Genomic DNA, 21,109 nt, shown 5'->3' on the forward strand with positions numbered 1-21,109 from the left:
GGGGCAGGTGCGCCCCGGGGAGTGGCCGACATGTCGACACCGACCAAAGCTGCGAAGAAGTCAGGGCACGCGAAGGCCGACGAGACGGACGAGGGACTGATCCACATCCTGTGGATCAATGCGGGGCTCAGTTGCGACGGCGACTCCGTCGCACTCACCGCAGCCACCCAGCCGAGCGTCGAGGAAATCGTCTTCGGCGCGCTGCCGGGTCTTCCCAAGATTGCCGTGCACTGGCCGTTGATCGACTTCGAGTGCGGGCCCGCGGGCGGCGCCGACGACTTCCTGGAATGGTTCTGGAAGGCCGACCGCGGCGAACTGGAACCGTTCGTGCTCGTCGTCGAGGGCTCGATCCCGAACGAGAAGTTGCACGACGAGGGCTACTGGTGCGGGTTCGGCAACAACCCGGAGACCGGACAGCCCGTCACGACGAGCGAGTGGCTCGACCGGCTCGCGCCGAAGGCCACCGCGATCGTCGCGGCGGGCACGTGCGCCTGCTACGGCGGTATCCATGCGATGGCCGGCAATCCGACCGGGGCGATGGGCGTACCCGACTACCTCGGATGGGACTGGAAGTCGAAGGCGGGCCTGCCGATCGTGTGCGTGCCGGGCTGCCCGATCCAGCCGGACAACCTGTCCGAGACTCTGACCTACCTGCTGTACCAGGTGACCGAGCAGGCTCCGATGATCCCGCTCGACGAGCAGCTGCGACCGCAGTGGCTGTTCGGGCAGACGGTGCACGAGGGCTGTGATCGCGCCGGCTACTACGAGCAGGGCGACTTCGCGACCGAATACGGTTCGCCCAAGTGCATCGTCAAACTCGGCTGCTGGGGGCCGGTGGTGAGATGCAATGTGCCCAAACGAGGTTGGATGGCGGGTATCGGTGGCTGCCCCAACGTGGGCGGCATCTGCATCGGGTGCACGATGCCCGGATTCCCGGACAAGTTCATGCCGTTCATGGACGAACCTCCCGGCGGCATTCTGTCGAGCTCGGTGTCCGAGGTGTACGGGTCGGTGATCCGCACACTGCGCGGTGTCACCGGCAGGACGCTCGAGAAGGAACCGCACTGGCGCGCACCGGGGCGCCTGCTCCGGACCGGGGCCGTCCGCACCTGGTAGCGCGAACACACGTGATCGCCGAGGGAAAAGAGGCATCTCGATGACTTCAACCGTGCCCGAGCCGAAACAGGGGGCGACCGACGACAAGGGCCTCGTCGAGATGGCCTGGGACCCCATCACCCGCATCGTCGGCAGTCTCGGGATCTACACCAAGGTCGACTTCAAGAACAAGACCGTCGCCGAGTGTCACAGCACGTCGTCGATCTTCCGCGGCTACTCGCTGTTCATGAAGGGCAAGGATCCACGCGACGCGCACTTCATCACCAGCCGGATCTGCGGGATCTGCGGCGACAACCATGCGACGTGCTCGTGTTACACGCAGAACATGGCGTACGGGGTCCAGCCGCCGCACCTGGGGGAGTGGATCGCCAATCTCGGCGAGGCCGCCGAGTACATGTTCGACCACAACATCTTCCAGGAGAACCTGGTCGCGGTGGACTACTGCGAGAAGATGGTGTCCGAGACCAATCCGGGTGTGCTGGCGCAGGCCGAGAACACCCCGGCGCCGCACTCCGACGAGCACGGCTACCGGAGCATCGCCGACATCATGCGGGCGCTCAACCCGTTCACCGGCGACTTCTACCGGGAGGCGCTCCAGGTCAGCCGACTCACCCGAGAGATGTTCTGTCTCATGGAGGGTCGGCACGTGCATCCGTCGACGCTGTACCCAGGCGGCGTGGGAACGGTCGCGACGGTGCAGTTGATCACCGACTACACGACGCGGCTGATGCGCTACATCGAGTTCATGAAGAAGGTCGTGCCCATGCACGACGACCTGTTCGACTTCTTCTACGAGGCGCTGCCGGGATACGAGCACGTCGGTGAGCGGCGGGTGCTGCTCGGGTGCTGGGGTGCCTTCCAGGATCCCGAGGTGTGCAACTTCGCCTACAAGGACATGACGGACTGGGGTCGGAAGATGTTCGTCACCCCGGGCGTGGTCGTCGACAACAAGTTGGTGACGACGGACCTCGTCGACATCAACCTGGGCATCCGCATCATGCTGGGGTCGTCGTACTACGACGACTGGTCCGACCAGGAGACCTTCGTCAGCACCGATCCGCTGGGCAATCCCGTGGACCGCCGCCACCCGTGGAACCAGCACACCAATCCCAAACCGCAGAAGCGCGACCTCGAGGACAAGTACAGCTGGGTGATGTCGCCGCGGTGGTTCGACGGCAAGAACAACCTCGCCCTCGACACCGGCGGCGGTGCCCTGGCCCGGATGTGGTCCACCGCGCTGGCCGGGCTGGTCGAGACCGACGAGGTGATGGCCACCGGGCACAGCGTCAAGATCGACCTCCCGAAGACGGCGCTCAAGGGGCCGGCGAGCTTCGAGTGGCGGATCCCGCAGTGGAGCAACACGATCGAGCGCAACCGGGCCCGCACGTACTTCCAGGCGTACGCGGCCGCGATGGCCCTGCACTTCGCGCGCAAGGCACTGGTCGAGATCAATGCCGGCCGGACCAAGACGTGGGAGTCGTTCGAGGTGCCCGACGAAGGCATCGGCTGTGGCTTCACCGAGGCGGTGCGCGGGGTGCTGTCGCACCACATGGTGATCCGGGACGGCAAGATCGCGAACTACCACCCGTATCCGCCCACTCCGTGGAACGCGAGTCCGCGTGATGCCGAGGGCATCCCGGGTCCGTACGAGGACGCGGTCACGGACCTGCCGATCTACGAGGAGAACGGCCGGGACGACTTCAAGGGCATCGACATCATGCGGACCGTGCGCAGCTTCGATCCCTGCCTGCCCTGCGGTGTGCACATGTACCTCGGTGACGGGCAGACCCTCGACAAGCTCCATTCTCCGACGCAGTCCATGACCGGGGAATGAGGTGAGGAATGGGGCCGGCAGACGACGAGAGACAGATCCGGGCGCACGAATCCGATCGCTGGCGGGGAGCCGGCGATCGGATCGAGGCGCTGCTCGACGCCTCCGCGGCCGGAGGACCGGTCGCGCGTGAGCGGGCCGAGCAGCTCGTCCGCGAGGTGGTCGACCTGTACGGCGAGGCGCTGGACCGGATCCTGGTCGCCGCCTCCCACACACCCGGGCTGATCGACGCGCTGGCGCGCGACGAGTTGGTGTCGAGCGTGCTGTTGGTGAGCGGTCTGCATCCGCACGACGTCGACACGCGGGTGCGGACGGCGCTCGACAGCGTCCGCCCCTACCTGGGTTCGCACGGCGGCGACGTCGAGTTGGTGGACGTGTCGGACGGCGTCGTGCGGCTGCGCCTGCTGGGCAGCTGTCACGGGTGTCCGTCGTCGGCGGTGACGCTGCAACTCGCGGTCGAGGGTGCCGTGCAGGCGGCCGCACCGGAGGTCACGGCGATCGAGGTGGAGACCGACGAACGCGAGAGCGCGCCCACACCCGGTGTGTTCTCGGCGGAATCACTGCTCTCGCACGTGCGGGAGTCCGCTCCCCCCAGCGGAAACTGGTTGGCGGTACCGGAATTCGCCGAGCTGGAACCGGGCGAGGTCGGCGGATTCACCGTCGGGGGGCTCACGATGCTGGTGTGCCGGCTGGGCGACGATCTGTTCGCGTACCGGGACCGGTGTCCCGCGTGCGGGAACTCGATGGCGGGCACCGCGATGGCACGCCGCGCCGGTGGACCGGTGAACGATGCGGTCCTGCGATGTCCGAGTTGCCGCGCCCACTACGACGTCCGGCGAGCCGGCGCCGGCGTGGAGGCCCCGGACGATCATCTCGACCCACTGCCGGTCCTGGTGCGTGACGGCGTGCTCTCGGTGGCCGTGCCCACGGCGGTGACCGGGTGAGCGCGCCGCGTGGCCCAGGCACCCCCACCGGATCGGCGTTGGGGGTGCTGCGTCGTATCGTGGCGACCAGACCGGATGCGCCGGCAGGGGAGCGGTGCGAGATGTGCGCGGCCCCGATCGCCGACGAGCACTCGCACGTCGTGAACATGGCCGGACGTCTGCTGATGTGCGTGTGCCGCCCGTGCTTCCTGCTGTTCACCGAACCCGATGCGGTGCTGAAGTATCGGGCCGTGCCGGACCGGTTCCTGTCGTTCCCGGATTTCCGGCTGGGGCCGGGGCAGTGGGACGGACTGGAGATCCCCGTCGGTCTCGCCTTCTTCTTCCGCAACTCCGAGCAGGACCGGACGGTCGCGTTCTATCCGGGACCGGCGGGTGCGACGGAATCGGAACTCCCGATCGCTGCCTGGGATTCCGTGGTGGACGCCAATCCCGCGCTCCGCACCGTGGTCGACGACGTGGAGGCGCTGCTGATCCGTGTGCCGAACACCGGACCCGGTGGCGCCGAGTGCCACCTGCTGCCGATCGACGCCTGCTACGAGCTGGTGGGCAGGTTACGGCGCTGCTGGCGCGGCTTCGACGGTGGGCAGGACGCCCGACGCGAACTCGACGACTTCTTCGCACGGATCGTACGGCGCAGCGTCGCGGTGCGCGAGGGAGGTGCGTCGTGACGGCGGTGGACTTCACGGTTCTGTCGATCGCGCCGGAGCCGTTCGCGGTGACCCCCAACCTGATCGCGCGGGTCCGGATCACCGAGAGCACGGGCGCGACGGTGCACGCGCTGGTGCTGCGCTGCCAGATCCGGATCGAGCCGCGGCGCCGCCGCTACTCGGATGCGGAGGAGGCGGGGCTGCTGGACCTGTTCGGACCCAGGGAGCGCTGGGCGTCGACCCTGTCGACCTTCCCGTGGCTGCACACCACCGCGGTGGTGCCCGGGTTCGCCGGCGAATGCGTCACCGAGCTCGTCATGCCCTGCACGTACGACTTCGAGGTGACCGCGTCGAAGTACCTGCACGCACTCGAGGGCGACACGGTCCCGCTCAGCTTCCTGTTCAGCGGAACCGTCTTCACGAAGGGCAGCAACGGTTTCGGGGTCGAGCAGGTTCCGTGGGACCGCGAGGCGCAGTTCGACATGCCGGTCGAGGTGTGGCGCGAGCTGGTGCGGCAGAGCTTTCCGTCGGACGGGTGGGTCCGCCTGGACCACGACACGATCGCGGCGCTGCTGCGGTTCAAGGCGGCGCGCGGACTGCTCGGGATCGATCAGGCCGTGACCGAACTGCTCGACGGTGCGGGGGAGGTGGCGACATGACGGAGGTCCGCGATCTGGAGCGGCTGCGGGCGGTGGCCGACGCCGTCCTGTACGAGGGCTACCTGCTGTACCCCTACCGGTCCACCTCGGCAAAGAACCGGTCGCGCTGGCAGTTCGGTGTCGTGGGCCCTGTCGGCGCCGCCGAGCGGGGAAGCGGCGAGGACTCGTCGATGCACGTCGACTGTGTGCTCGACCGGGCATCGGACGCCGTCGTGCTCGAGCCGGTGCTGCGGTTCCTGCAACTGCAGGTCCGCACCGCCGAGCACGCCGACGAGGACGGGTACGCGCCCGTTCCCGAACTCGTGGCGGACGGGCAGACGTGGGTGAGCTGGGACGAGGCCGTGGAGGTGGAGATTCCGCTGGGCGCGTTCACACTGCCCGAACTGCTCGCCGGCACCGGCAGCGATATCCGGGTCCCGGGCGGAGCCGACACCGAACGCATCGGCGCCGCCGGGCGGCTGGTCCGCGAGCGGTTCCCGTTGCGCGGCCGGGTCGATCTGCGTGCGGTACGGGTCGGCGGCGCGATCCGGCTGGGCATCGACGTCACCAATGACGCGCGACTGGACGACCTGGCGTCGTCGGAGGCGACCGGCGGCGACGGTAAGGACGACCGGGACGATGCGATCCGGCACTCGTTCATCGGCGCGCACCTGGTGCTCTCGGTCGTGGGGGCGCGTTTCGTGTCGCTGCTCGACCCGCCCGCCGAGTTCGCCGACGCGGTGACCGGTTGCCGGCAGTTCCGGTGCTACCCGGTGCTCGCGGGCGGGCAGGACCCGTCCGCGCCGGGAACCAGCGACATCGTCCTGGCGTCGCCGATCATCCTGTACGACCATCCGGAGGTGGCGCAGGAGAGCGGCGGAGACCTGTTCGACGCCACCGAGATCGACGAGATCCTCACCCTCCGCGTCATGACGATGACCGACGCGGAGAAGGCCCAGGCCCGCGCGACCGATCCACGGGCGGCGCAGATCATCGACCGGTGCGACAACATGTCGCCCGCCGAGATGCAGCAGTTGCACGGCGCACTCCGTGATCCGCGCGCGTTCGGTGCCGGGCTCGCCGAACCCCCGACCTTCGTCACCCCCGGCGGCCTGGTTCCCGAGGTGCCCGACGACGTCCCGTGGTGGGATCCGGCCGCCGACACCACCGTTCGTCCCGGCGTCGACGGCGTCCTCGTCGGCGGGGTGCGTGTCGCGAAGGGGAGTCTGGTGCGACTACGGCCGTCGCGCCGTGCCGACGCGCAGGATCTGTTCTTCGCGGGCCAGGTGGCCCGGGTGGCCACCGTGCACGCGGATGTGGACGGCGGAACGCACGTCGGGGTGGTGCTCATGGACGATCCCGCGGCCGAACTGCACGACTGGTACGGCCGCTACCTGTACTTCGCGCCGGACGAAGTGGAACCACTCGATTCGCAAGATGTTTCGGCGAACGAGCGAGAGGAGAATGAGTCATGAGGGCAGTAGGAATGTTCTCCACCGTGCTGTTCGCGGCGGTGGCGGCGGCGGGCGTGTGGATCGCGGTGCGGTCGATCCCGGACATGCAGCGGTATCTGCGGATGCGTCGGATGTGACGACATGAGGTCCGCCCCGGCGCCGCGTGTCCTGCTCGCGGGTATCGGCAACATCTTCCTCGGCGACGACGGCTTCGGGCCGGCGGTGCTGCGGGCGGTGGCCGACGGCCCGCTCCCGGAGGGCGTGCGCGCGGTGGACTACGGGATCCGGGGCATGCACCTCGCGTACGACCTGCTGGACGATTGGGAGGGGTTGGTCCTGGTGGACGCGGTGCCGGACCGCGGTACCCCGGGCACGGTGCGCGCGTTCGAGGTGAACCGGGACCATCCCGACACGGCGCCGCAACTCGACGCGCACGGGATGGATCCGGCGTCGGTGTTCGCGAGCCTCGCGGCGCTCGGCGGCACCCTGCCGCGCACCGTGGTGATCGGGTGTCAGGTACGGGACGTCGACGAGGGCATCGGGCTGTCCGGACCGGTCGCGCGGGCGGTGCCCGCCGCCGCGGCCACGGTGCGCGCCGTCCTCGAGCAGTTCGGTGCCGGCGTCGGGGTGGAGGGCTGAGCGATGTGTCTGGGAATCCCGGGACAGGTGATCCGCATGCTCGACGGCTACGGCGGCCAGCTGGCGCTCGTGGACGTGGAGGGCAGCGAGCGCAAGGTCAACATCGGCATGCTCGAGGACACGAACCTCGCGCCCGGCGACTGGGTGGTGATCCACATGGGTTTCGCGGTGGAACGCGTCGACCGGGCCGGTGCCGAGCAGGCGATGGCGGGGTTGGAACTGATGGGTCGCCCGCGTGACCCGCAGCGTGACCGGGGAGGTCCGCCGTGACGGCCGAGGCCGCCGATGCCGCGGTGGTGGGTCGTGCCGCGGTGGCGCGGCACCGGTTGACGGTGCGCGGGGTCGTGCAGGGTGTGGGATTCCGCCCGTTCGTCGCGCGTCTGGCCGGCGAACTCGGCCTCGCGGGCCTGTGCGGCAACGACGAGGTGTCGGTGTTCGTCGAGGTGGAGGGCCCGCCCGGTGTGTTGGCCGAGTTCGCCGAGCGGGTGCGGCGCGACGCGCCGCCGCTGGCCGTGGTGCTGGACGTGACGGTCGCGCCGATGCCGGCGCACGGCGACGGCGCACGGGAGTTCCGGATCGTGCCCAGTGTGCACACCGCCGGTGCGCGGACCCTCGTCCCGCCCGACGTGGGGATCTGCGTGGACTGCGCGCGCGAGATGGCCGATCCCACCGACCGTCGGTACCGGCACCCGTTCGTGAACTGCACCAACTGCGGTCCCCGCTTCACCGTCGTCACCGATCTGCCGTACGACCGGCCCGCGACCACGATGGCGCGGTTCCCGATGTGCCCGCAGTGTGCTCGGGAGTACCACGATCCCACCGACCGGCGATACCACGCGCAGCCGATCTGCTGCCCGGACTGCGGACCGCGAATCTTCCTGGAGGCGGGCGGCGGTCGGATCGACGGCGACGACGCGGTGCTCGAGTGGGTGCAGCGGGAACTCGCATGCGGGGGCATCGTCGCGGTCAAGGGGATCGGCGGATTCCACCTGGTGTGCGACGCCGGCAACCCCGCCGCGGTGCGACGACTGCGGGCGCGCAAGCACCGTCCCGCCAAACCGTTCGCGGTGATGGCGGCCGATCTGCCGGCGGTCCGGACGGTGTGCACCGTGAGCCCCGCCGAGTGCGAGGTCCTGCAGAGTCCGGCACGTCCGATCGTGTTGCTACGGAAGGCAGCCGGAGCCGGGTTGGTCCCGGAGGTGGCGCCGGGCCTGGACGAGCTGGGCGTCCTCCTGCCGTACGCACCGCTGCACCACCTGCTGTTCACCCCGGTGCCGGGTAGCGACATCCGCCCACCGCGGATGCTGGTGATGACGTCCGGGAACCGCGGCGGCGAGCCGCTGTGCGTCGACAACGACGATGCGCGGCAGCGACTCGGTGGCATCGCCGACGCCTTCCTGATGCACGGCCGGGACATCGCGGTCCCGTGCGAGGACTCGGTGTTGACCGTCGTGGACGGCGACCCGGCGCCGATCCGCCGGTCCCGCGGCTACGCGCCGCTGCCGGTGTTGCTGGATCGGCCCGGGCCGACCGTGCTGGCGGTGGGTGCCGAGGTGAAGAACACCTTCTGCCTCACCCGGCAGGACTTCGCCTTCTGCTCCGGGCATCTCGGCGACATGGGCAGCCTGGAGAGCCGACGCGCCTTCGACGCGTCCGTCGCGCTGCTGTCGGCGCTGCACGACGTCCGGCCCGCGCTGGTGGTGGCAGACGCGCATCCTGGGTACGCGACCCGGAGTTGGGCGGAGGACTTCAGTGCCCGGACGGGCGTCGACCTGCACACCGTGCAGCACCACCACGCACACGTCGCGGCGCTGGCCGCCGAGCATCGATTGATCGGAACACCGTTGCTGGGCATCGCCTTCGACGGCACCGGTTACGGCTGCGACCGCACGGTGTGGGGCGGCGAGCTACTCCGGGTGGGCGCCGATCTCCTCGACACCGAACGCGTGGGGCACCTGCAGCCGTTCTCGCTGCCGGGCGGCGACGCCGCGGTCCGCAATCCGGCGCGGGTGGCGCTGGCGCTGTTGCACGAGGCCGGTCTCGACCCCGACGAGCTGCCGTGCATGCGGGCGCTGGACGACGATGAACGAGGCGTCGTCACAGCACAGTTGGCGTCCGGGATCGGATGCGTCCGGACCACGAGCGTCGGCAGGCTGTTCGACGGCGTCGCCTCGCTGCTCGGGATCCGGCACCGGGTGAGCTACGAGGCGCAGGCCGCGATCGAACTCGAGGCGCTGGCCCGTGACGCCCACACGCCCGCACCGATCGGGATGCGGATCGCCGACGGGCAGTTGCTCCTCGGGGAACTGCTGGACGGTCTGGTGACGGGTCTTCGTGCGAGAACACCGGTCCCGGATCTGGCGCTCGGATTCCACCGCGCCCTGGCCGCGGCCACCGCGGACCTCGCCGCCGAGGTCGCCCGGGAGACGGGTGTCGGCACCGTCGGACTGACGGGCGGCGTGTTCCAGAACCGGCTGCTGACGTCGTTACTGCGGCACCGGCTGGAGGGAACGGGGCTGACCGTGCTGACCCACCATGTGGTGCCGCCCAACGACGGGGGGCTCGCACTGGGGCAGGCGGTGCTGGGACTCGCGGCGCTCGCGACCGAGCGCCGGACGCGGACCGATGCGATCGATGGGGTGACACCATGACGACGAGCGACACGACGGTCGAACTGATCGACCGCGAACTGTCCGCGGATCTGGCGGCGGCGGCGCTGTCGCTGGCCCGCCGGTTCCAGCACGGCGCCACGCTGTGGGTGGTCTCGCCGCAGTGGGAACCGCATGCACACCACGTGGCGGTGGAGTTCGTCCATCCCGTCATCATGGGTAAGCGTGCGCTGCCGTCGGTGTCGCTCGTGGAGCCGGATCCGGTGGCGCAGTGCCGCGTCGCGGCCCGGCCCGGCGATGTGATCCTCGCGGTGGCGTCCGCGGATCAGCCGCAGGTTCGCGACATCATGCGTCGGGCCCCGGCCTGGGGTACCGACACGATCTGGATCGGCTCGGGACCGCGACCCGACGCCGGCGCGGCCACTCACATTCTGTGGGTGGACTCCGACGACCCGATGGTTCCCGCGACCGGACGGTTCGTGCTGATGTATCACCTGCTGTGGGAGCTGACACACGTGTGCTTCGAGCACCCCGGTCTGCTCCGGGACCCGGAGCGCGCCGACTGCGCGGACGACGGGTGTGTCACGTGCAGCGACGAGGGCAGGATCGCGGAAGTGATTCTGGTGCCGGCGAATCCGTTCGACGATGTGTTGGTGCGGACCGCCAAGGGGGAGGAACGGGTGGATGCGACGTTGATCGGCGACGTCGCCGAGCGGGATCTGCTGCTGATCCACGGCGGTGCGGCGATCACCCGGGTGCAGCCCGATGAGGAGGTGCAGTCATGACCGGCACGACACCGGAATCCGGCTCACAGGGCACGGACTTCCTGTACCCCTTCATCGACGCCCACGAGGAGGGCGCCGACGCGCTGCTCGACGATCTCGCCGCATCCGCTCGGGGGAAGGCCGCGGAAAGTGCCCGGCTGCAGCGGGACTCGATCTCCGAATGGGGCGGTCAGATCGACGAGGCCGGGGCCCGGATGGCCGCGCGGTTCGTCGACGGCGGTCGGCTCTACACGTTCGGCAACGGCGGCAGTTCCACGGACGCGGCCACGCTCGCGTCGCTGTTCAGCCGGCCGGCCCTGGGCCGGCCCGTCGCGGCGTGGTCGCTGGCCGCCGACCAGGCGGTGGTCACCGCGCTCGGCAACGATGTCGGGTTCGATCTGATCTTCTCCCGGCAGATCATCGCGCACGCCCGCTCGCACGACATGGCGATCGCGCTGTCGACGTCCGGCAACTCGGACGACCTGATGATCGCACTGACGGAGGCACGACGGCGCGGGCTCCTCACGATCGGGTTCGCGGGGCACGACGGCGGCCGGATGGCCGTCACCGACGACCTGGAGTACTGCTTCACCATTCGGTCGCAGAGCATCCACCGCATCCAGGAGAGCCACGCCCTCGTCGGCTACCGGCTGTGGTCGGCGGCCCAGGAACACATGTCGCGGCGCGACATCTCACCCGAACACTCGACCGCGACACCGGGACAGGAGGGTTAGCCATGGCGACAGAACCCACGACGGCCGCCGAACGTGAGGACCGGGTGCTGGACCGGATCGCCTCCTTCCGCAAACGCCGGCCGCGGCTGCTCGAGGACGTGGTGACCCTGGCGCACGGGGCGGGCGGGAAATCGTCCGCCGCGCTGGTGGACTCGGTGTTCGTGGAGGCGCTGCGCAATCCCCAGCTCGAGCAGCTGGGGGACGCGGCGGCCCTCACCCTGCCCGCCGGCGAGCGGATCGCGTTCTCCACGGACTCGTTCGTGGTGCAGCCGTTGCAGTTCCCGGGAGGATCGATCGGGAACCTCGCCGTCCACGGCACCGTCAACGATCTCGCGGTGTCGGGTGCCCGGCCCCTGTGGTTGTCGGCGGCGTTCGTCATCGAGGAGGGGTTTCCCATCGCCCTGCTGCGCGAGATCGTCCGCGACATAGCCGATTCCGCAGCGCAAGCCGGTGTCCATGTGGTCACCGGGGACACCAAGGTGGTCGGGAAGGGCGCCGCGGACGGCGTCTACATCTGCACTGCCGGGGTAGGTTCGCTGCCCGTCGACCGGAAGCTGGGACCGGAGTACGTCCGCCCCGGGGACCGGGTGCTGATCTCCGGCACCATGGGAGAGCACGGCATGGCCGTGATGCTGGCCCGCGGCGAACTCGCGATAGAGGCCGACATCCGGTCCGACACCGCGCCGGTCAACGGTCTGGTGCACGCGCTGCTCGAGGCGGCCCCGTCGACCCGCTGGATGCGCGACGCGACGCGCGGTGGCGTCGGCACGGTGTGCAACGAGCTGGCCCAGTCCACCGGGTTCGCCGTCGTCCTCGACGAGGACGCGCTGCCGGTGCGGCCGCAGGTGCTCGGTGCGTGCGACCTGCTCGGCATCGATCCGCTCTACGTCGCGAACGAGGGCAAGTTCGTGGCGGTGGTCGCGGAGGCCGAGACGGAGGCGGCGGTGACGGCGTTGCGCGGCTGTCCGGGCGGCGAGGACGCCGCCGTCGTCGGGGAGATACTCGCCGAGCCCGAGGGCATCGTCGCGCTGCGGACGGCGTTCGGCGGCAGTCGCATCGTGGACATGCTCGTGGGAGATCCGTTGCCCCGCATCTGTTGAGTCGACGAGCGAGTCGAGAGGAGGAACCGATCATGTGTCTGGGGATCCCGGGCCGGGTGGTGCAGATGGTGGACACCGAGCAGCACCTCGCGAAGGTGGACGTCAACGGCGTTCAACGGACGATCAGCGTGCGCCTGCTGGCCGACGAGGGCCTGGTGGTGGGTGACTGGGTGCTGGTCCACGTGGGCTTCGCGATGGCGAAGATCGACGAGGCCGAGGCCGCGCTCACGCTCGACCAGGTCCAGAAGATGGGCGCCGACTACGTCAACGAGATCGACGCCTTCAACTCGTCGCGCATCAACTGAGGCGGCACCGGTACGAGGAGGTTGCAGCATGAAATTCGTGGACGAATTCCGCGATCCAGCGGCGGCTCGCGCGCTGGTCCGGTCGATCACCGAACTCGCCGGCGACGACGAGTTCAAGTTCATGGAGGTGTGCGGCGGCCACACCCACACCATCTACCGGCACGGGATCGAGCACCTCCTTCCGCAGTCCGTGGAACTCGTGCACGGACCCGGCTGCCCGGTGTGCGTGATCCCGATGGGCCGCGTCGACGACGCGATGTACCTCGCGGAGCAGCCTGACGTCGTCTTCACGACGTTCGGCGACATGATGCGGGTGCCGGGGTCGCACGGCAACCTCATCGAGGCCAAGGCTCGCGGTGCCGATGTGCGGTTCGTGTACTCGCCGCTCGACGCCCTCAAGATCGCCGTCGACAATCCGGACAAGCAGGTGGTGTTCTTCGCGGTCGGATTCGAGACCACCGCACCGTCCACCGCGGTGACGCTGGTGCGGGCCCGGCAGATGGGGGTCACCAACTTCAGCATCTTCTGCAACCACGTGACGATCGTGCCGCCGATCAAGGCGATCCTCGAGTCACCGGACCTGCGGCTGTCCGGGTTCCTCGGCCCGGGACACGTGTCGACGGTGGTGGGCCTGCGGCCCTATCGGTTCGTGCCCGAGGTATACGGCAAACCGATGGTGGTGGCCGGTTTCGAGCCCCTCGACATCCTCGCGTCGGTCTGCATGCTGCTGCAGCAGATCCGGGACGGTCGGTGCGAGGTGGAGAATCAGTACATCCGCGTGGTGCGTCCCGAGGGGAACACGCAGGCGCTGAAGCTGATGAGTGAGACGTTCGCGCTGCGCCCGCACTTCGAGTGGCGGGGACTGGGATTCATCTCGCAGAGCGCCCTGAAGATCCACCCCGACTACGCCGAATTCGATGCGGAGGAACGGTTCTCGATGCCGGGGGTGCGGGTGGCCGATCCCAAGGCCTGCCAGTGCGGCGAGGTCCTCAAGGGCGTCATCAAGCCGTGGGAATGCAAGGTGTTCGGCACCGCCTGCACCCCGGAGACCCCGATCGGCACGTGCATGGTGTCGCCGGAGGGGGCATGTGCGGCGTACTACAACTTCGGGCGACTGCACCGGGAGACGGCGCTGCTGGTGGGACGGAGACCGGAGTGACCACCGGGATCGACTCCGGCCGAACGCTGTTCGCTCGGTACGCGTATGCGCCGAATTCGCTGGGCTACTGCGGTCCCGCCGGCGCCGCGGGCCTCGCGGCGGTGGCGTGCGGGGCCGGATCCGACGTCGACGTCGGATCCGCGGCCCGACAGTTCAGCGGGGCGTGGCCGTACCAGCAGTTGCTCGCCGAACTCGCAGGCGTGGACGACCCGCTCGACGAGCGGGTGGTGCGGGGCTACTGGACCGGCAACGAACTGACCGCCGCCGTGGACCGGAAGCGGTTCGGCCGCCAGTTACTGGCCCGGTTGGGGGAGCGCGCCGGACACTACTGGAAGTACCTCACCGACGATCTGCTGCCAGAGGCCGCGCCCACCCACGCATTCCACGTGTTCGGGGTGTACCCGTGGACCCGCCTGCTCGGCACCGGGATGCCGCAACCGCTACACGTGCTGGACTCGTGCCGGATCCGCAACGGCGTGGTCCTGGAACTGCGGCCGGACACCGCCGTCGTGCGTTCGCGGGGACTGCAGTTCGACGGCGCGAAGCTCATGCTGGGCCCGCTCGAGGACCGCGCGGTGCGCCGGAGAGTCCCCGCAGGCTCGTTCGTTCCGGACCTGCGGATCGGGGATCGGGTGGCGGTGCATTGGGACCTGGTGTGCGACCGGCTCGGCACCGACGAGGCGGCCTCCCTCGAACACTGGACGGACTGGCAGCTGGGGCGGACCAACGAGCGCCTCGTCCGCGGGGCCGTCACCGATCCGGTGTAGGCGCCGGAAGGGCGAATCCCCACGGCAGTTCGAGGCGGTGCGCGGCGAGCAGGGCTGCGTCGCCGAGGACCCGCTCGATCCGGTCATCGGCGACCACGTGACCGTCGTCGAGGATCACCGCGCGTCGGCACAGCTGCGCCGCGTACGGCAGGTCGTGTGTGACGAGTAGCAGCGTGGTGTCGAGCCCGTCCAGGACCTCGGCGAGTTCGCGCCGGGCCACGGGATCGAGGTTGCTCGACGGTTCGTCGAGGACCAGCACCTCCGGTCGGCACGCCAGCACCGTCGCGAGGGCGACGCGGCGGCGCTGCCCGGCGGAGAGGTGCCCGGCGCTGCGCTGCGCGTGCTCGGCCATTCCCACGTGCTCGAGGGCGTCGGTCACGCGGCGCTCGAGGTCGTCGACGTGGACCCCGAAGTTGGCGGGGCCGAACGCCACGTCCTCGGCGACGGTGGGCATGAACAGTTGGTCGTCGGGATCCTGGAACACGACACCCACCCGGCGTCGGATCTCGCGGACGGTGCTGCGTCCCAGCTCGAGCCCACCGATCCGGACGCTGCCGGCGGTGGGGGTGAGGACGCCGTTGAGCTGGAGCATCAGCGTGGTCTTGCCGGCCCCGTTGGGTCCCAGTACCGCGACCCGTTCGCCCACCGCGACCGAGAGATCGATGGCGTCCAGCGCCCTCCGGCCGTCCGGGTACTCGAAGGTGAGCTGCCGGACGTCGATCGCTGTCGGAGCGGTCATCTCACACCATCCATGCTGTCGTCGCGATCGCCACCGCGCATACGGCAGGTGCCATACCCGCAAACCAGTACATCGGGCCCGCGGGTGTGTCCGACAGCGGCACGGTACCGGTGAAACCGCGGGACGCCATCGCCAGGTGTACGCGTTCGCCGCGCTCGTAGGCGCGCAGGAAGACTCCACCGACGCCGCGGGCGATGGCCCCCACCTGGTGCAGCGTGCGCGGGTCGTCACCGCGGGCGATCCGGGCGGTGCGCATCCGATCGATCTCGCCGGCAAGGAGGTCGACGTACCGGAGCATCAGCGTCACGACGGTGACGACGATGCCGGGCACGTGCAGTCGGGACAGTCCGGCGGGCAACGCGCGGACGGGCGTGGTGGCCGCCAGCGTCACCGACACCAGCACGCCGAGCGTGCCCTTGACGAGGATGTTCCACGCCGCCCACAACCCGGGCACCGACAGCGACATTCCGGCGACCGTGACCCGGTCACCGGACTCGGCGAACGGCAGCAGCACCGCGAGCACGACGAACGGGAGTTCGATGAGCATCCGTGGTGCCAGCCAACGCAATCCGATGCCCGCGATCCGCCACACCACCACGAGGACCCCGAGGTACAGCGCGAAGGCCCATACCGCCTCGCGCGGTGTCGCGACGATCGCGAACACCCCGACGAGCGCCGCGAGGATCTTCACCTCGGCGGGCAGGCGGTGAACCGGGGACGTGCCCTCGAGGTAGAGCGGGTGGGTGTGCGCACCCGACACGTCACGGCCCCCGGCGACGGGCGAGGGCCCGGAACAGCAGCCCGGCCACGACGAACACGGCCACCACCCCGAGGACGCCGGCTACGCCGGTGAGCGCCGAATCACCGCGGATCGAGTAGTCGGCGAACGGCGACGAGGACAGGTGGTGATCGGTGGCGTTCTGTGCGATGCAGTCGCCCACCAGCTGCTCGCCGCCGTCGGTCTCGACCACCTCACAGCCGCGCTGGGTGGTGGAGTCCAGGCCGTCGGGACTGGAACTGGCGAAATACGACAGCACGCCCGCGATCAGCAGCGCCGCGACCGCGAAGCCGACCAGGAACCCCGAGCGGGTGGCGACGGACCTGGTCATGTCGTCACCGCCGCCCGTGCCGGTTGCGTGCGCAGGAGGTACACGAGATCGGGGCGGGCCCGCGCGACCGAGACCACCGTGAAGGCGGTGATGATGCCCTCCCCGAGCCCGATCAGCGCGTGCGTGCCGAACATGTAGGCGGCGACGGTGTGCAACGAGGTCACCGACGCGCCACCGATCGCGTACTCGACCACGAACATCGACGCCGCGAGAACCGTTGCGCACCAAGCCGAGACGAAGGCGAGTATGCCGATTCCGGCGTCTCCGCGTCGAGCGAGCAAGGGCCGCAACGCGACGGCCACGCCGTACCCGACCGCGGTTCCGACGAGCGCCATGTTCGTGACGTTCGCGCCGAGTGCGGTGAGACCACCGTCGGCGAACATCAGTGCCTGGACCGTCAGGACGATCGTGATGCACAGCGCTCCCGTATACGGACCCACCAGGATTGCGGCGAGACCGCCCCCGAGCAGGTGGCCGCTGACGCCGGGCAGGATCGGGAAGTTGATCATCTGGACCGCGAAGATGAACGCTGCGACCAGTCCCGCCATGGGGGCGGTCCGCTCGTCCAATTCGGTTCGCGCACGCCAGATCGCGATGCCGACACCCGCCACGGCGACGGCCCAGAACAGGGCCGATGTAGGAGCGTCGATGATGCCGTCGCTCATGTGCATTGCGGAGTATTCGATGACCACGGTGCCCTCCTGGGGCCGGGGATCGGTACCCGCAGTCTATCGAGTCATCTGAACAGTTGAACAGGCTTTCCGGAATCGTCCGTTTCCCGTTCCTGTCGCAGGATCTATCGCGGTCGCAGCAGAATGAATGCGCATGCCAGGGTGATCGCGGTCAGTGCGAGAATCCGGAGGGATTCGGCCACTCTGACGCCGATGACAAGGGCGAGGACGGTCGGGCCGATCGTGAAGAAGACCGCGCAGAGAATCAACGGGATGCGTCTGGACGGGCGGGCGTCCTTTCGAAGATCGGTGTCGTCGGACCGCGAATCGATCCGGTCGAGATGGTCGAGATGGTCGAGACTGTTCATGGGGGGCTCTCGCACTACTTCGTTGGTGTTCGATGGAATCGTGCTGCTCGAAGGTGTTTTTCGCACTGTGCCGAACTCGATGCCAATGGAGTGCGCGCAGCCCTCCGGCCTACTTTTACATTCGTTGGCGACAGTAAATTCAACAGAAATGGTCTGTTCTTCCTCGGGACCCCCTCGGGCGAGTTCATTGGGGTCTTTCTGCTCTGGCACGGAGTTGTCCACCCGTGGCAGCAGCGTCGACAACTGCGGCCGAATGGAGACGATTGTCACTCGTGGGTGGACACCGGAATCGGGTGTCAATCGATTTCGCGGAGGCTCGAATCGTCCAGTTCGAGCCGGCGGGTGATGCCGATGTCGTCGAGGAACTGCCGATCGTGGCTGACGACGATCAACGCACCGCGGTACCCGTTGACGGCCTGCACCAGGTGCGCGAGGCTCGGCAGATCGAGGTTGTTGGTGGGCTCGTCGAGGATCAGCAGACGCGGCGGGGGATCGGCCGCGAGGAGCATCGCGAGTGCCGCCCGCAACCGCTCCCCGCCGGACAGTGTCGCGACCGCCGCGTCGGATTCGGCTCCGCGGAACAGGAATCGCGCCAGACTGCCTCGGATCTGTTCCGCCGACGCGTGCGGCGCCGCCGCGGCGACGTTCGCCGCCACCGACCGCGCGTCGTCGAAGATGTCGAGACGCTGGGGGAGCAGCGCGAACGGGACCTTCGTTCCGGTCCGTGCGATCTCCTGCAGCGCGGTGGTCTTGCCGATTCCGTTCGGGCCGGTCAACGCGATCCGTTCCGGCCCGGTGACGGTGAGGTCGACGGACTGGCCGGTGCGCAGGCGCGTGTCGGTCAGCTCGATCACCTGCTGTCCCGGAAACACCTCGGTGTCGGGTAGATCCACGCGGATCTCGCGGTCGTCCCGCACCCGGTCCTGTGCATCGGCGAGAACCCGTTTCGCGTCGTCGAGCTTCTCGATGTGGTTGCCGCGCAGCTTGCCGGCCGACTCTTGCGCCGAGCGCTTGCGCAGACCCATCACGATCTTCGGTTCCCGCTTGTTCTCGAACATCTTCTTGCCGTACCGCGCTCGACGGTCGAGCTTGATCTGCGCCTCGACGAGTTCGCGACCCTGCTTCCGGACGTCGCTGCGGGCGTCGCGCACCGCGGCGCGGGCAGCTTCCTGCTCGGCCTCGACGGCGGCCTCGTAGTCGCTGAAGTTGCCGCCGAACAGGCGAATTCGGCCGTCTCGCAGTTCGGCGATCGTATCCATCGTCTCCAGCAGTCCCCGGTCATGGCTGACGGTCAGCACGGTGCCGGGGAACTGGAGGACCGCGGCCGTGAGGAGGTCGCGGCTGTCGACGTCGAGGTTGTTGGTGGGCTCGTCCAACAGCAGGACGTCCGGCTGGTGCAGCAGTTGCGCGGTGAGCCCCAGCAGCGTGGTCTCGCCGCCGGACAACTGGCCTACGGTGCGGTCGAGATCGCCGACACCGCCGACGATGCGGTGCAGCCCGAGGCGGTGCAGCGTCGACACCGCGCGTTCCTCGATGTCCCACGCGTCGCCCACGGTGGCGAAATCGGACTCGGTACCCGCTCCGGATTCGATGCGCGACAACGCCTGCCGCGCGTCGGCGATGCCGAGGACGATGTCCACCCGAACCGTCGGATCGAGTGTGAGGTCCTGCGGCAGATACGCGACGAGGCCGTGCGTGGTGACGGAACCGCGGTCGGGGTGCAGCCGTCCGCCGATCAGTTTCAGCAGGGTCGACTTGCCGGAACCGTTGAGGCCCACGAGCCCGGTTCGGCCCGAGCCGAACACGGCATCGAGTCCGTCGAGGACGGGGGTGCCGTCGGGCCACGCGAAAGTGAGGTCGGACAGGGCGACGGACGAGGAGGGATGAGCCATGAGTACTCCGAGAGGTTGCGTGCGGTGCGCAGGCGCGTGCCTCAGCACACGCCGCGCTCTGGCGCGGGGTCACCTCTACAGGAGCAAGGGCTCTCTCCGATCGATCGGAAACATGAACAACGAACACGTTATGGGCGGTTCAACGCCCACGCAACCCATTTATTCCGCTCGCGGGGGAGTGGAAGGCTTCCGCCGATCCGTGAGCGCGACGATCATGGAACCCGTGTGCGGGTACTCGACCCCTGCGATCATCCAGGAACCGGGAGACATCGATGACGGTCACCGACGAATATCTCGAGAACAACCGACGCTACGCCGAGACCTTCTCCGGTCCGCTGCCGCTGCCGCCGAGCAGACATGTCGCGGTGGTCGCGTGCATGGACGCGCGACTGGACGTGTACCGGATCCTCGGACTCGGTGACGGCGAGGCGCATGTGATCCGCAACGCGGGCGGCGTCGTCACAGACGACGAGATCCGCTCGCTCGCGATCAGCCAGCGACTGCTCGGGACACGGGAGATCATCCTGATCCACCACACCGACTGCGGCATGCTCACCTTCACCGATGATGCGTTCAAGCGTGCCATCCAGGACGAGACCGGTATCAAGCCGAACTGGTCGGCGGAGGCGTTCCCGGACGTGGAGGAAGACGTCCGGCAGTCGCTGCGGCGAGTGGCGAACAGCCCGTTCGTCACGCTCACCGAGTCGTTGCGTGGGTTCGTGTTCGACGTGGCGACAGGCCGGCTCACCGAGGTCAGGGACTGAGCACTTCGCTGGAGCGGGCCTGGAACACCCCCGATTTCCGGTCCTCGAGCGAGGCCGGGATCGGAACGGGGCGCATACTCCTGTCCATGACAGTCGATCTCGACTTCTCGTGGCCGCAGTTCCTCTGGATCGTGTTCATCTTCGTGGGTGTGCCCACCATCTTCGTTGTGGGCATCATCCGGTCTGCCTGGCGTTCGGAGCGTGCGGGCCTGGAGCACTTCCCGGGCGGCGGGGGCTCGGTCGGAACGCAGACGGGCGGTGGCCGGTTGGGACTGTGGGCCACCGGCCTGACGGCGTTTGCGCTGGGGTTCCTGTCCTGTGTGGGGTGGTTGAGTTGGTCCGCCGACTACCGGGGCGAGTTCCGCGGCCCAGGACTGCCCGCGCCGAACCAGTTCCCCACGTGGCAGGTGGTCGCCTGTGGAGCGACGGTGGTGCTGACGTGTCTGGTCTCGGCTCACCTGTCCCGCTGGGCGATGGCCGGCGGTCTGGCCGCCGCGGCGGGCACGGCGGCCGGGTTCACGACCGCGTTCAGTGTGGAGGCCAGTACCGACGTCACCGGCCAGTCGGGAGTCGGCGTGGTGCTCTCGGAACTCGGATGGGGCATCGGTCTGGGTGTGCTGATGCTCGTCCGGGGTGCGTGGCTGACCGGTCGACGCGGCAGGCCGGTCGGTAGCCCCCAGCTGTAGTGACTGCCCGATTGCCGGTCAGGTGTGCGGCGTCAGGTAGCCGCGGGAGAACGCGGTGGCGACGGCGTTCACGAGAATCGACTGTGCAGCCAGGGCCGGCGCGCGATCCGGTGGATGCTGCAGCCAACCGATCGGTTGATGCCGTACCCACCGGATCGGCTCGAGCACTGTCT

The 21,109-nt window shown here is 69.0% G+C and carries 25 protein-coding genes; 18 read left to right on the forward strand and 7 right to left on the reverse strand.

Going from position 1 to position 21,109, the window contains the following annotated elements; translation table 11 throughout:
- The first annotated feature begins 30 nt into the window (after window positions 1-30).
- The 16 genes from AC1RIF_RS18725 to AC1RIF_RS18800 are packed head-to-tail and all read left to right on the forward strand — an operon-like array spanning window position 31 to window position 14,707.
- Window positions 31-1,116, forward strand: a complete 1,086-nt coding sequence (locus tag AC1RIF_RS18725; RefSeq protein WP_492602869.1) for an NADH-quinone oxidoreductase subunit B family protein — start codon at window positions 31-33, stop codon at window positions 1,114-1,116.
- A gap of 40 nt (window positions 1,117-1,156) precedes the next feature.
- Window positions 1,157-2,950 carry a nickel-dependent hydrogenase large subunit gene (locus tag AC1RIF_RS18730; protein ID WP_492602870.1) on the forward strand — a complete coding sequence of 598 codons (1,794 nt, stop codon included), beginning with the start codon at window positions 1,157-1,159 and terminating at the stop codon, window positions 2,948-2,950.
- A gap of 8 nt (window positions 2,951-2,958) precedes the next feature.
- A complete protein-coding gene (locus AC1RIF_RS18735) occupies window positions 2,959-3,891 on the forward strand; it encodes a NifU family protein (RefSeq protein WP_492602871.1) in 933 nt (310 codons plus the stop codon).
- Window positions 3,888-4,559: a DUF5947 family protein gene (locus tag AC1RIF_RS18740; RefSeq protein WP_492602872.1), complete on the forward strand. Its 672-nt coding sequence runs from the start codon at window positions 3,888-3,890 to the stop codon at window positions 4,557-4,559. The genes AC1RIF_RS18735 and AC1RIF_RS18740 overlap by 4 nt, the downstream gene beginning before the upstream one ends.
- On the forward strand, window positions 4,556-5,197 hold the full coding sequence (locus AC1RIF_RS18745) for a DUF6084 family protein (protein WP_492602873.1): 642 nt from the start codon (window positions 4,556-4,558) through the stop codon (window positions 5,195-5,197). The genes AC1RIF_RS18740 and AC1RIF_RS18745 overlap by 4 nt, the downstream gene beginning before the upstream one ends.
- Window positions 5,194-6,651, forward strand: a complete 1,458-nt coding sequence (locus AC1RIF_RS18750) for a hypothetical protein (protein WP_492602874.1) — start codon at window positions 5,194-5,196, stop codon at window positions 6,649-6,651. The genes AC1RIF_RS18745 and AC1RIF_RS18750 overlap by 4 nt, the downstream gene beginning before the upstream one ends.
- On the forward strand, window positions 6,648-6,767 hold the full coding sequence (locus AC1RIF_RS18755; RefSeq protein WP_492602875.1) for a DUF6893 family small protein: 120 nt from the start codon (window positions 6,648-6,650) through the stop codon (window positions 6,765-6,767). Before AC1RIF_RS18750 ends, AC1RIF_RS18755 begins: the two co-directional genes overlap by 4 nt.
- 4 nt (window positions 6,768-6,771) lie before the next feature.
- Window positions 6,772-7,269, forward strand: a complete 498-nt coding sequence (locus AC1RIF_RS18760) for a hydrogenase maturation protease (protein ID WP_492602876.1) — start codon at window positions 6,772-6,774, stop codon at window positions 7,267-7,269.
- Between the two features lie 3 nt (window positions 7,270-7,272).
- On the forward strand, window positions 7,273-7,539 hold the full coding sequence (locus AC1RIF_RS18765) for a HypC/HybG/HupF family hydrogenase formation chaperone (RefSeq protein ID WP_492602877.1): 267 nt from the start codon (window positions 7,273-7,275) through the stop codon (window positions 7,537-7,539).
- Window positions 7,536-9,920 carry a carbamoyltransferase HypF gene (gene hypF / locus AC1RIF_RS18770; RefSeq protein ID WP_492602878.1) on the forward strand — a complete coding sequence of 795 codons (2,385 nt, stop codon included), beginning with the start codon at window positions 7,536-7,538 and terminating at the stop codon, window positions 9,918-9,920. The genes AC1RIF_RS18765 and hypF overlap by 4 nt, the downstream gene beginning before the upstream one ends.
- Window positions 9,917-10,663, forward strand: a complete 747-nt coding sequence (locus tag AC1RIF_RS18775; RefSeq protein WP_492602879.1) for a hydrogenase assembly protein HupF — start codon at window positions 9,917-9,919, stop codon at window positions 10,661-10,663. The genes hypF and AC1RIF_RS18775 overlap by 4 nt, the downstream gene beginning before the upstream one ends.
- Window positions 10,660-11,376 carry a D-sedoheptulose-7-phosphate isomerase gene (locus AC1RIF_RS18780; protein ID WP_492602880.1) on the forward strand — a complete coding sequence of 239 codons (717 nt, stop codon included), beginning with the start codon at window positions 10,660-10,662 and terminating at the stop codon, window positions 11,374-11,376. The genes AC1RIF_RS18775 and AC1RIF_RS18780 overlap by 4 nt, the downstream gene beginning before the upstream one ends.
- Window positions 11,377-11,378: 2 nt before the next feature.
- Window positions 11,379-12,476, forward strand: a complete 1,098-nt coding sequence (gene hypE / locus AC1RIF_RS18785; protein ID WP_492602881.1) for a hydrogenase expression/formation protein HypE — start codon at window positions 11,379-11,381, stop codon at window positions 12,474-12,476.
- 32 nt (window positions 12,477-12,508) lie between these two features.
- Window positions 12,509-12,781, forward strand: a complete 273-nt coding sequence (locus AC1RIF_RS18790; protein WP_492602882.1) for a HypC/HybG/HupF family hydrogenase formation chaperone — start codon at window positions 12,509-12,511, stop codon at window positions 12,779-12,781.
- Between the two features lie 28 nt (window positions 12,782-12,809).
- The gene (gene hypD, locus AC1RIF_RS18795) at window positions 12,810-13,940 is read left to right on the forward strand and encodes a hydrogenase formation protein HypD (RefSeq protein WP_492602883.1); all 1,131 of its coding nucleotides are present in this window, start codon (window positions 12,810-12,812) and stop codon (window positions 13,938-13,940) included.
- Window positions 13,937-14,707, forward strand: a complete 771-nt coding sequence (locus tag AC1RIF_RS18800; RefSeq protein WP_492602884.1) for a DUF6390 family protein — start codon at window positions 13,937-13,939, stop codon at window positions 14,705-14,707. Before hypD ends, AC1RIF_RS18800 begins: the two co-directional genes overlap by 4 nt.
- On the opposite strand, the gene AC1RIF_RS18805 is transcribed toward AC1RIF_RS18800, so the two are convergent.
- From AC1RIF_RS18805 to AC1RIF_RS18830, 6 genes are all read right to left on the reverse strand, one after another.
- Window positions 14,691-15,446 carry an energy-coupling factor ABC transporter ATP-binding protein gene (locus AC1RIF_RS18805; protein WP_492602885.1) on the reverse strand — a complete coding sequence of 252 codons (756 nt, stop codon included), beginning with the start codon at window positions 15,444-15,446 and terminating at the stop codon, window positions 14,691-14,693. The genes AC1RIF_RS18800 and AC1RIF_RS18805 overlap by 17 nt on opposite strands.
- Before the next feature lies 1 nt (window position 15,447).
- The gene (gene cbiQ / locus AC1RIF_RS18810; RefSeq protein WP_492602886.1) at window positions 15,448-16,206 is read right to left on the reverse strand and encodes a cobalt ECF transporter T component CbiQ; all 759 of its coding nucleotides are present in this window, start codon (window positions 16,204-16,206) and stop codon (window positions 15,448-15,450) included.
- 1 nt (window position 16,207) lies between these two features.
- Window positions 16,208-16,555 (reverse strand): PDGLE domain-containing protein, encoded by a 348-nt coding sequence (locus tag AC1RIF_RS18815; protein WP_492602887.1) that lies wholly within the window; start codon window positions 16,553-16,555, stop codon window positions 16,208-16,210.
- A complete protein-coding gene (locus tag AC1RIF_RS18820; protein ID WP_492603140.1) occupies window positions 16,552-17,226 on the reverse strand; it encodes an energy-coupling factor ABC transporter permease in 675 nt (224 codons plus the stop codon). Before AC1RIF_RS18820 ends, AC1RIF_RS18815 begins: the two co-directional genes overlap by 4 nt.
- Before the next feature lie 125 nt (window positions 17,227-17,351).
- Window positions 17,352-17,864 (reverse strand): hypothetical protein, encoded by a 513-nt coding sequence (locus AC1RIF_RS18825; RefSeq protein WP_492602888.1) that lies wholly within the window; start codon window positions 17,862-17,864, stop codon window positions 17,352-17,354.
- Between the two features lie 26 nt (window positions 17,865-17,890).
- Window positions 17,891-19,486, reverse strand: a complete 1,596-nt coding sequence (locus AC1RIF_RS18830) for an ATP-binding cassette domain-containing protein (protein WP_492602889.1) — start codon at window positions 19,484-19,486, stop codon at window positions 17,891-17,893.
- 272 nt (window positions 19,487-19,758) lie between these two features.
- On the opposite strand from AC1RIF_RS18830, the gene AC1RIF_RS18835 reads away from it, so the two are divergent.
- The gene (locus tag AC1RIF_RS18835; RefSeq protein ID WP_492602890.1) at window positions 19,759-20,250 is read left to right on the forward strand and encodes a beta-class carbonic anhydrase; all 492 of its coding nucleotides are present in this window, start codon (window positions 19,759-19,761) and stop codon (window positions 20,248-20,250) included.
- 86 nt (window positions 20,251-20,336) lie between these two features.
- Window positions 20,337-20,936: a hypothetical protein gene (locus AC1RIF_RS18840; RefSeq protein WP_492602891.1), complete on the forward strand. Its 600-nt coding sequence runs from the start codon at window positions 20,337-20,339 to the stop codon at window positions 20,934-20,936.
- An 18-nt stretch (window positions 20,937-20,954) separates the two neighbouring features.
- On the opposite strand, the gene AC1RIF_RS18845 is transcribed toward AC1RIF_RS18840, so the two are convergent.
- Window positions 20,955-21,104: a hypothetical protein gene (locus tag AC1RIF_RS18845; RefSeq protein WP_492602892.1), complete on the reverse strand. Its 150-nt coding sequence runs from the start codon at window positions 21,102-21,104 to the stop codon at window positions 20,955-20,957.
- Between the last annotated feature and the right edge of the window lie 5 nt (window positions 21,105-21,109).

The sequence above is a fragment of the Prescottella sp. GW823-FHT02E09 genome, from assembly GCF_058797375.1.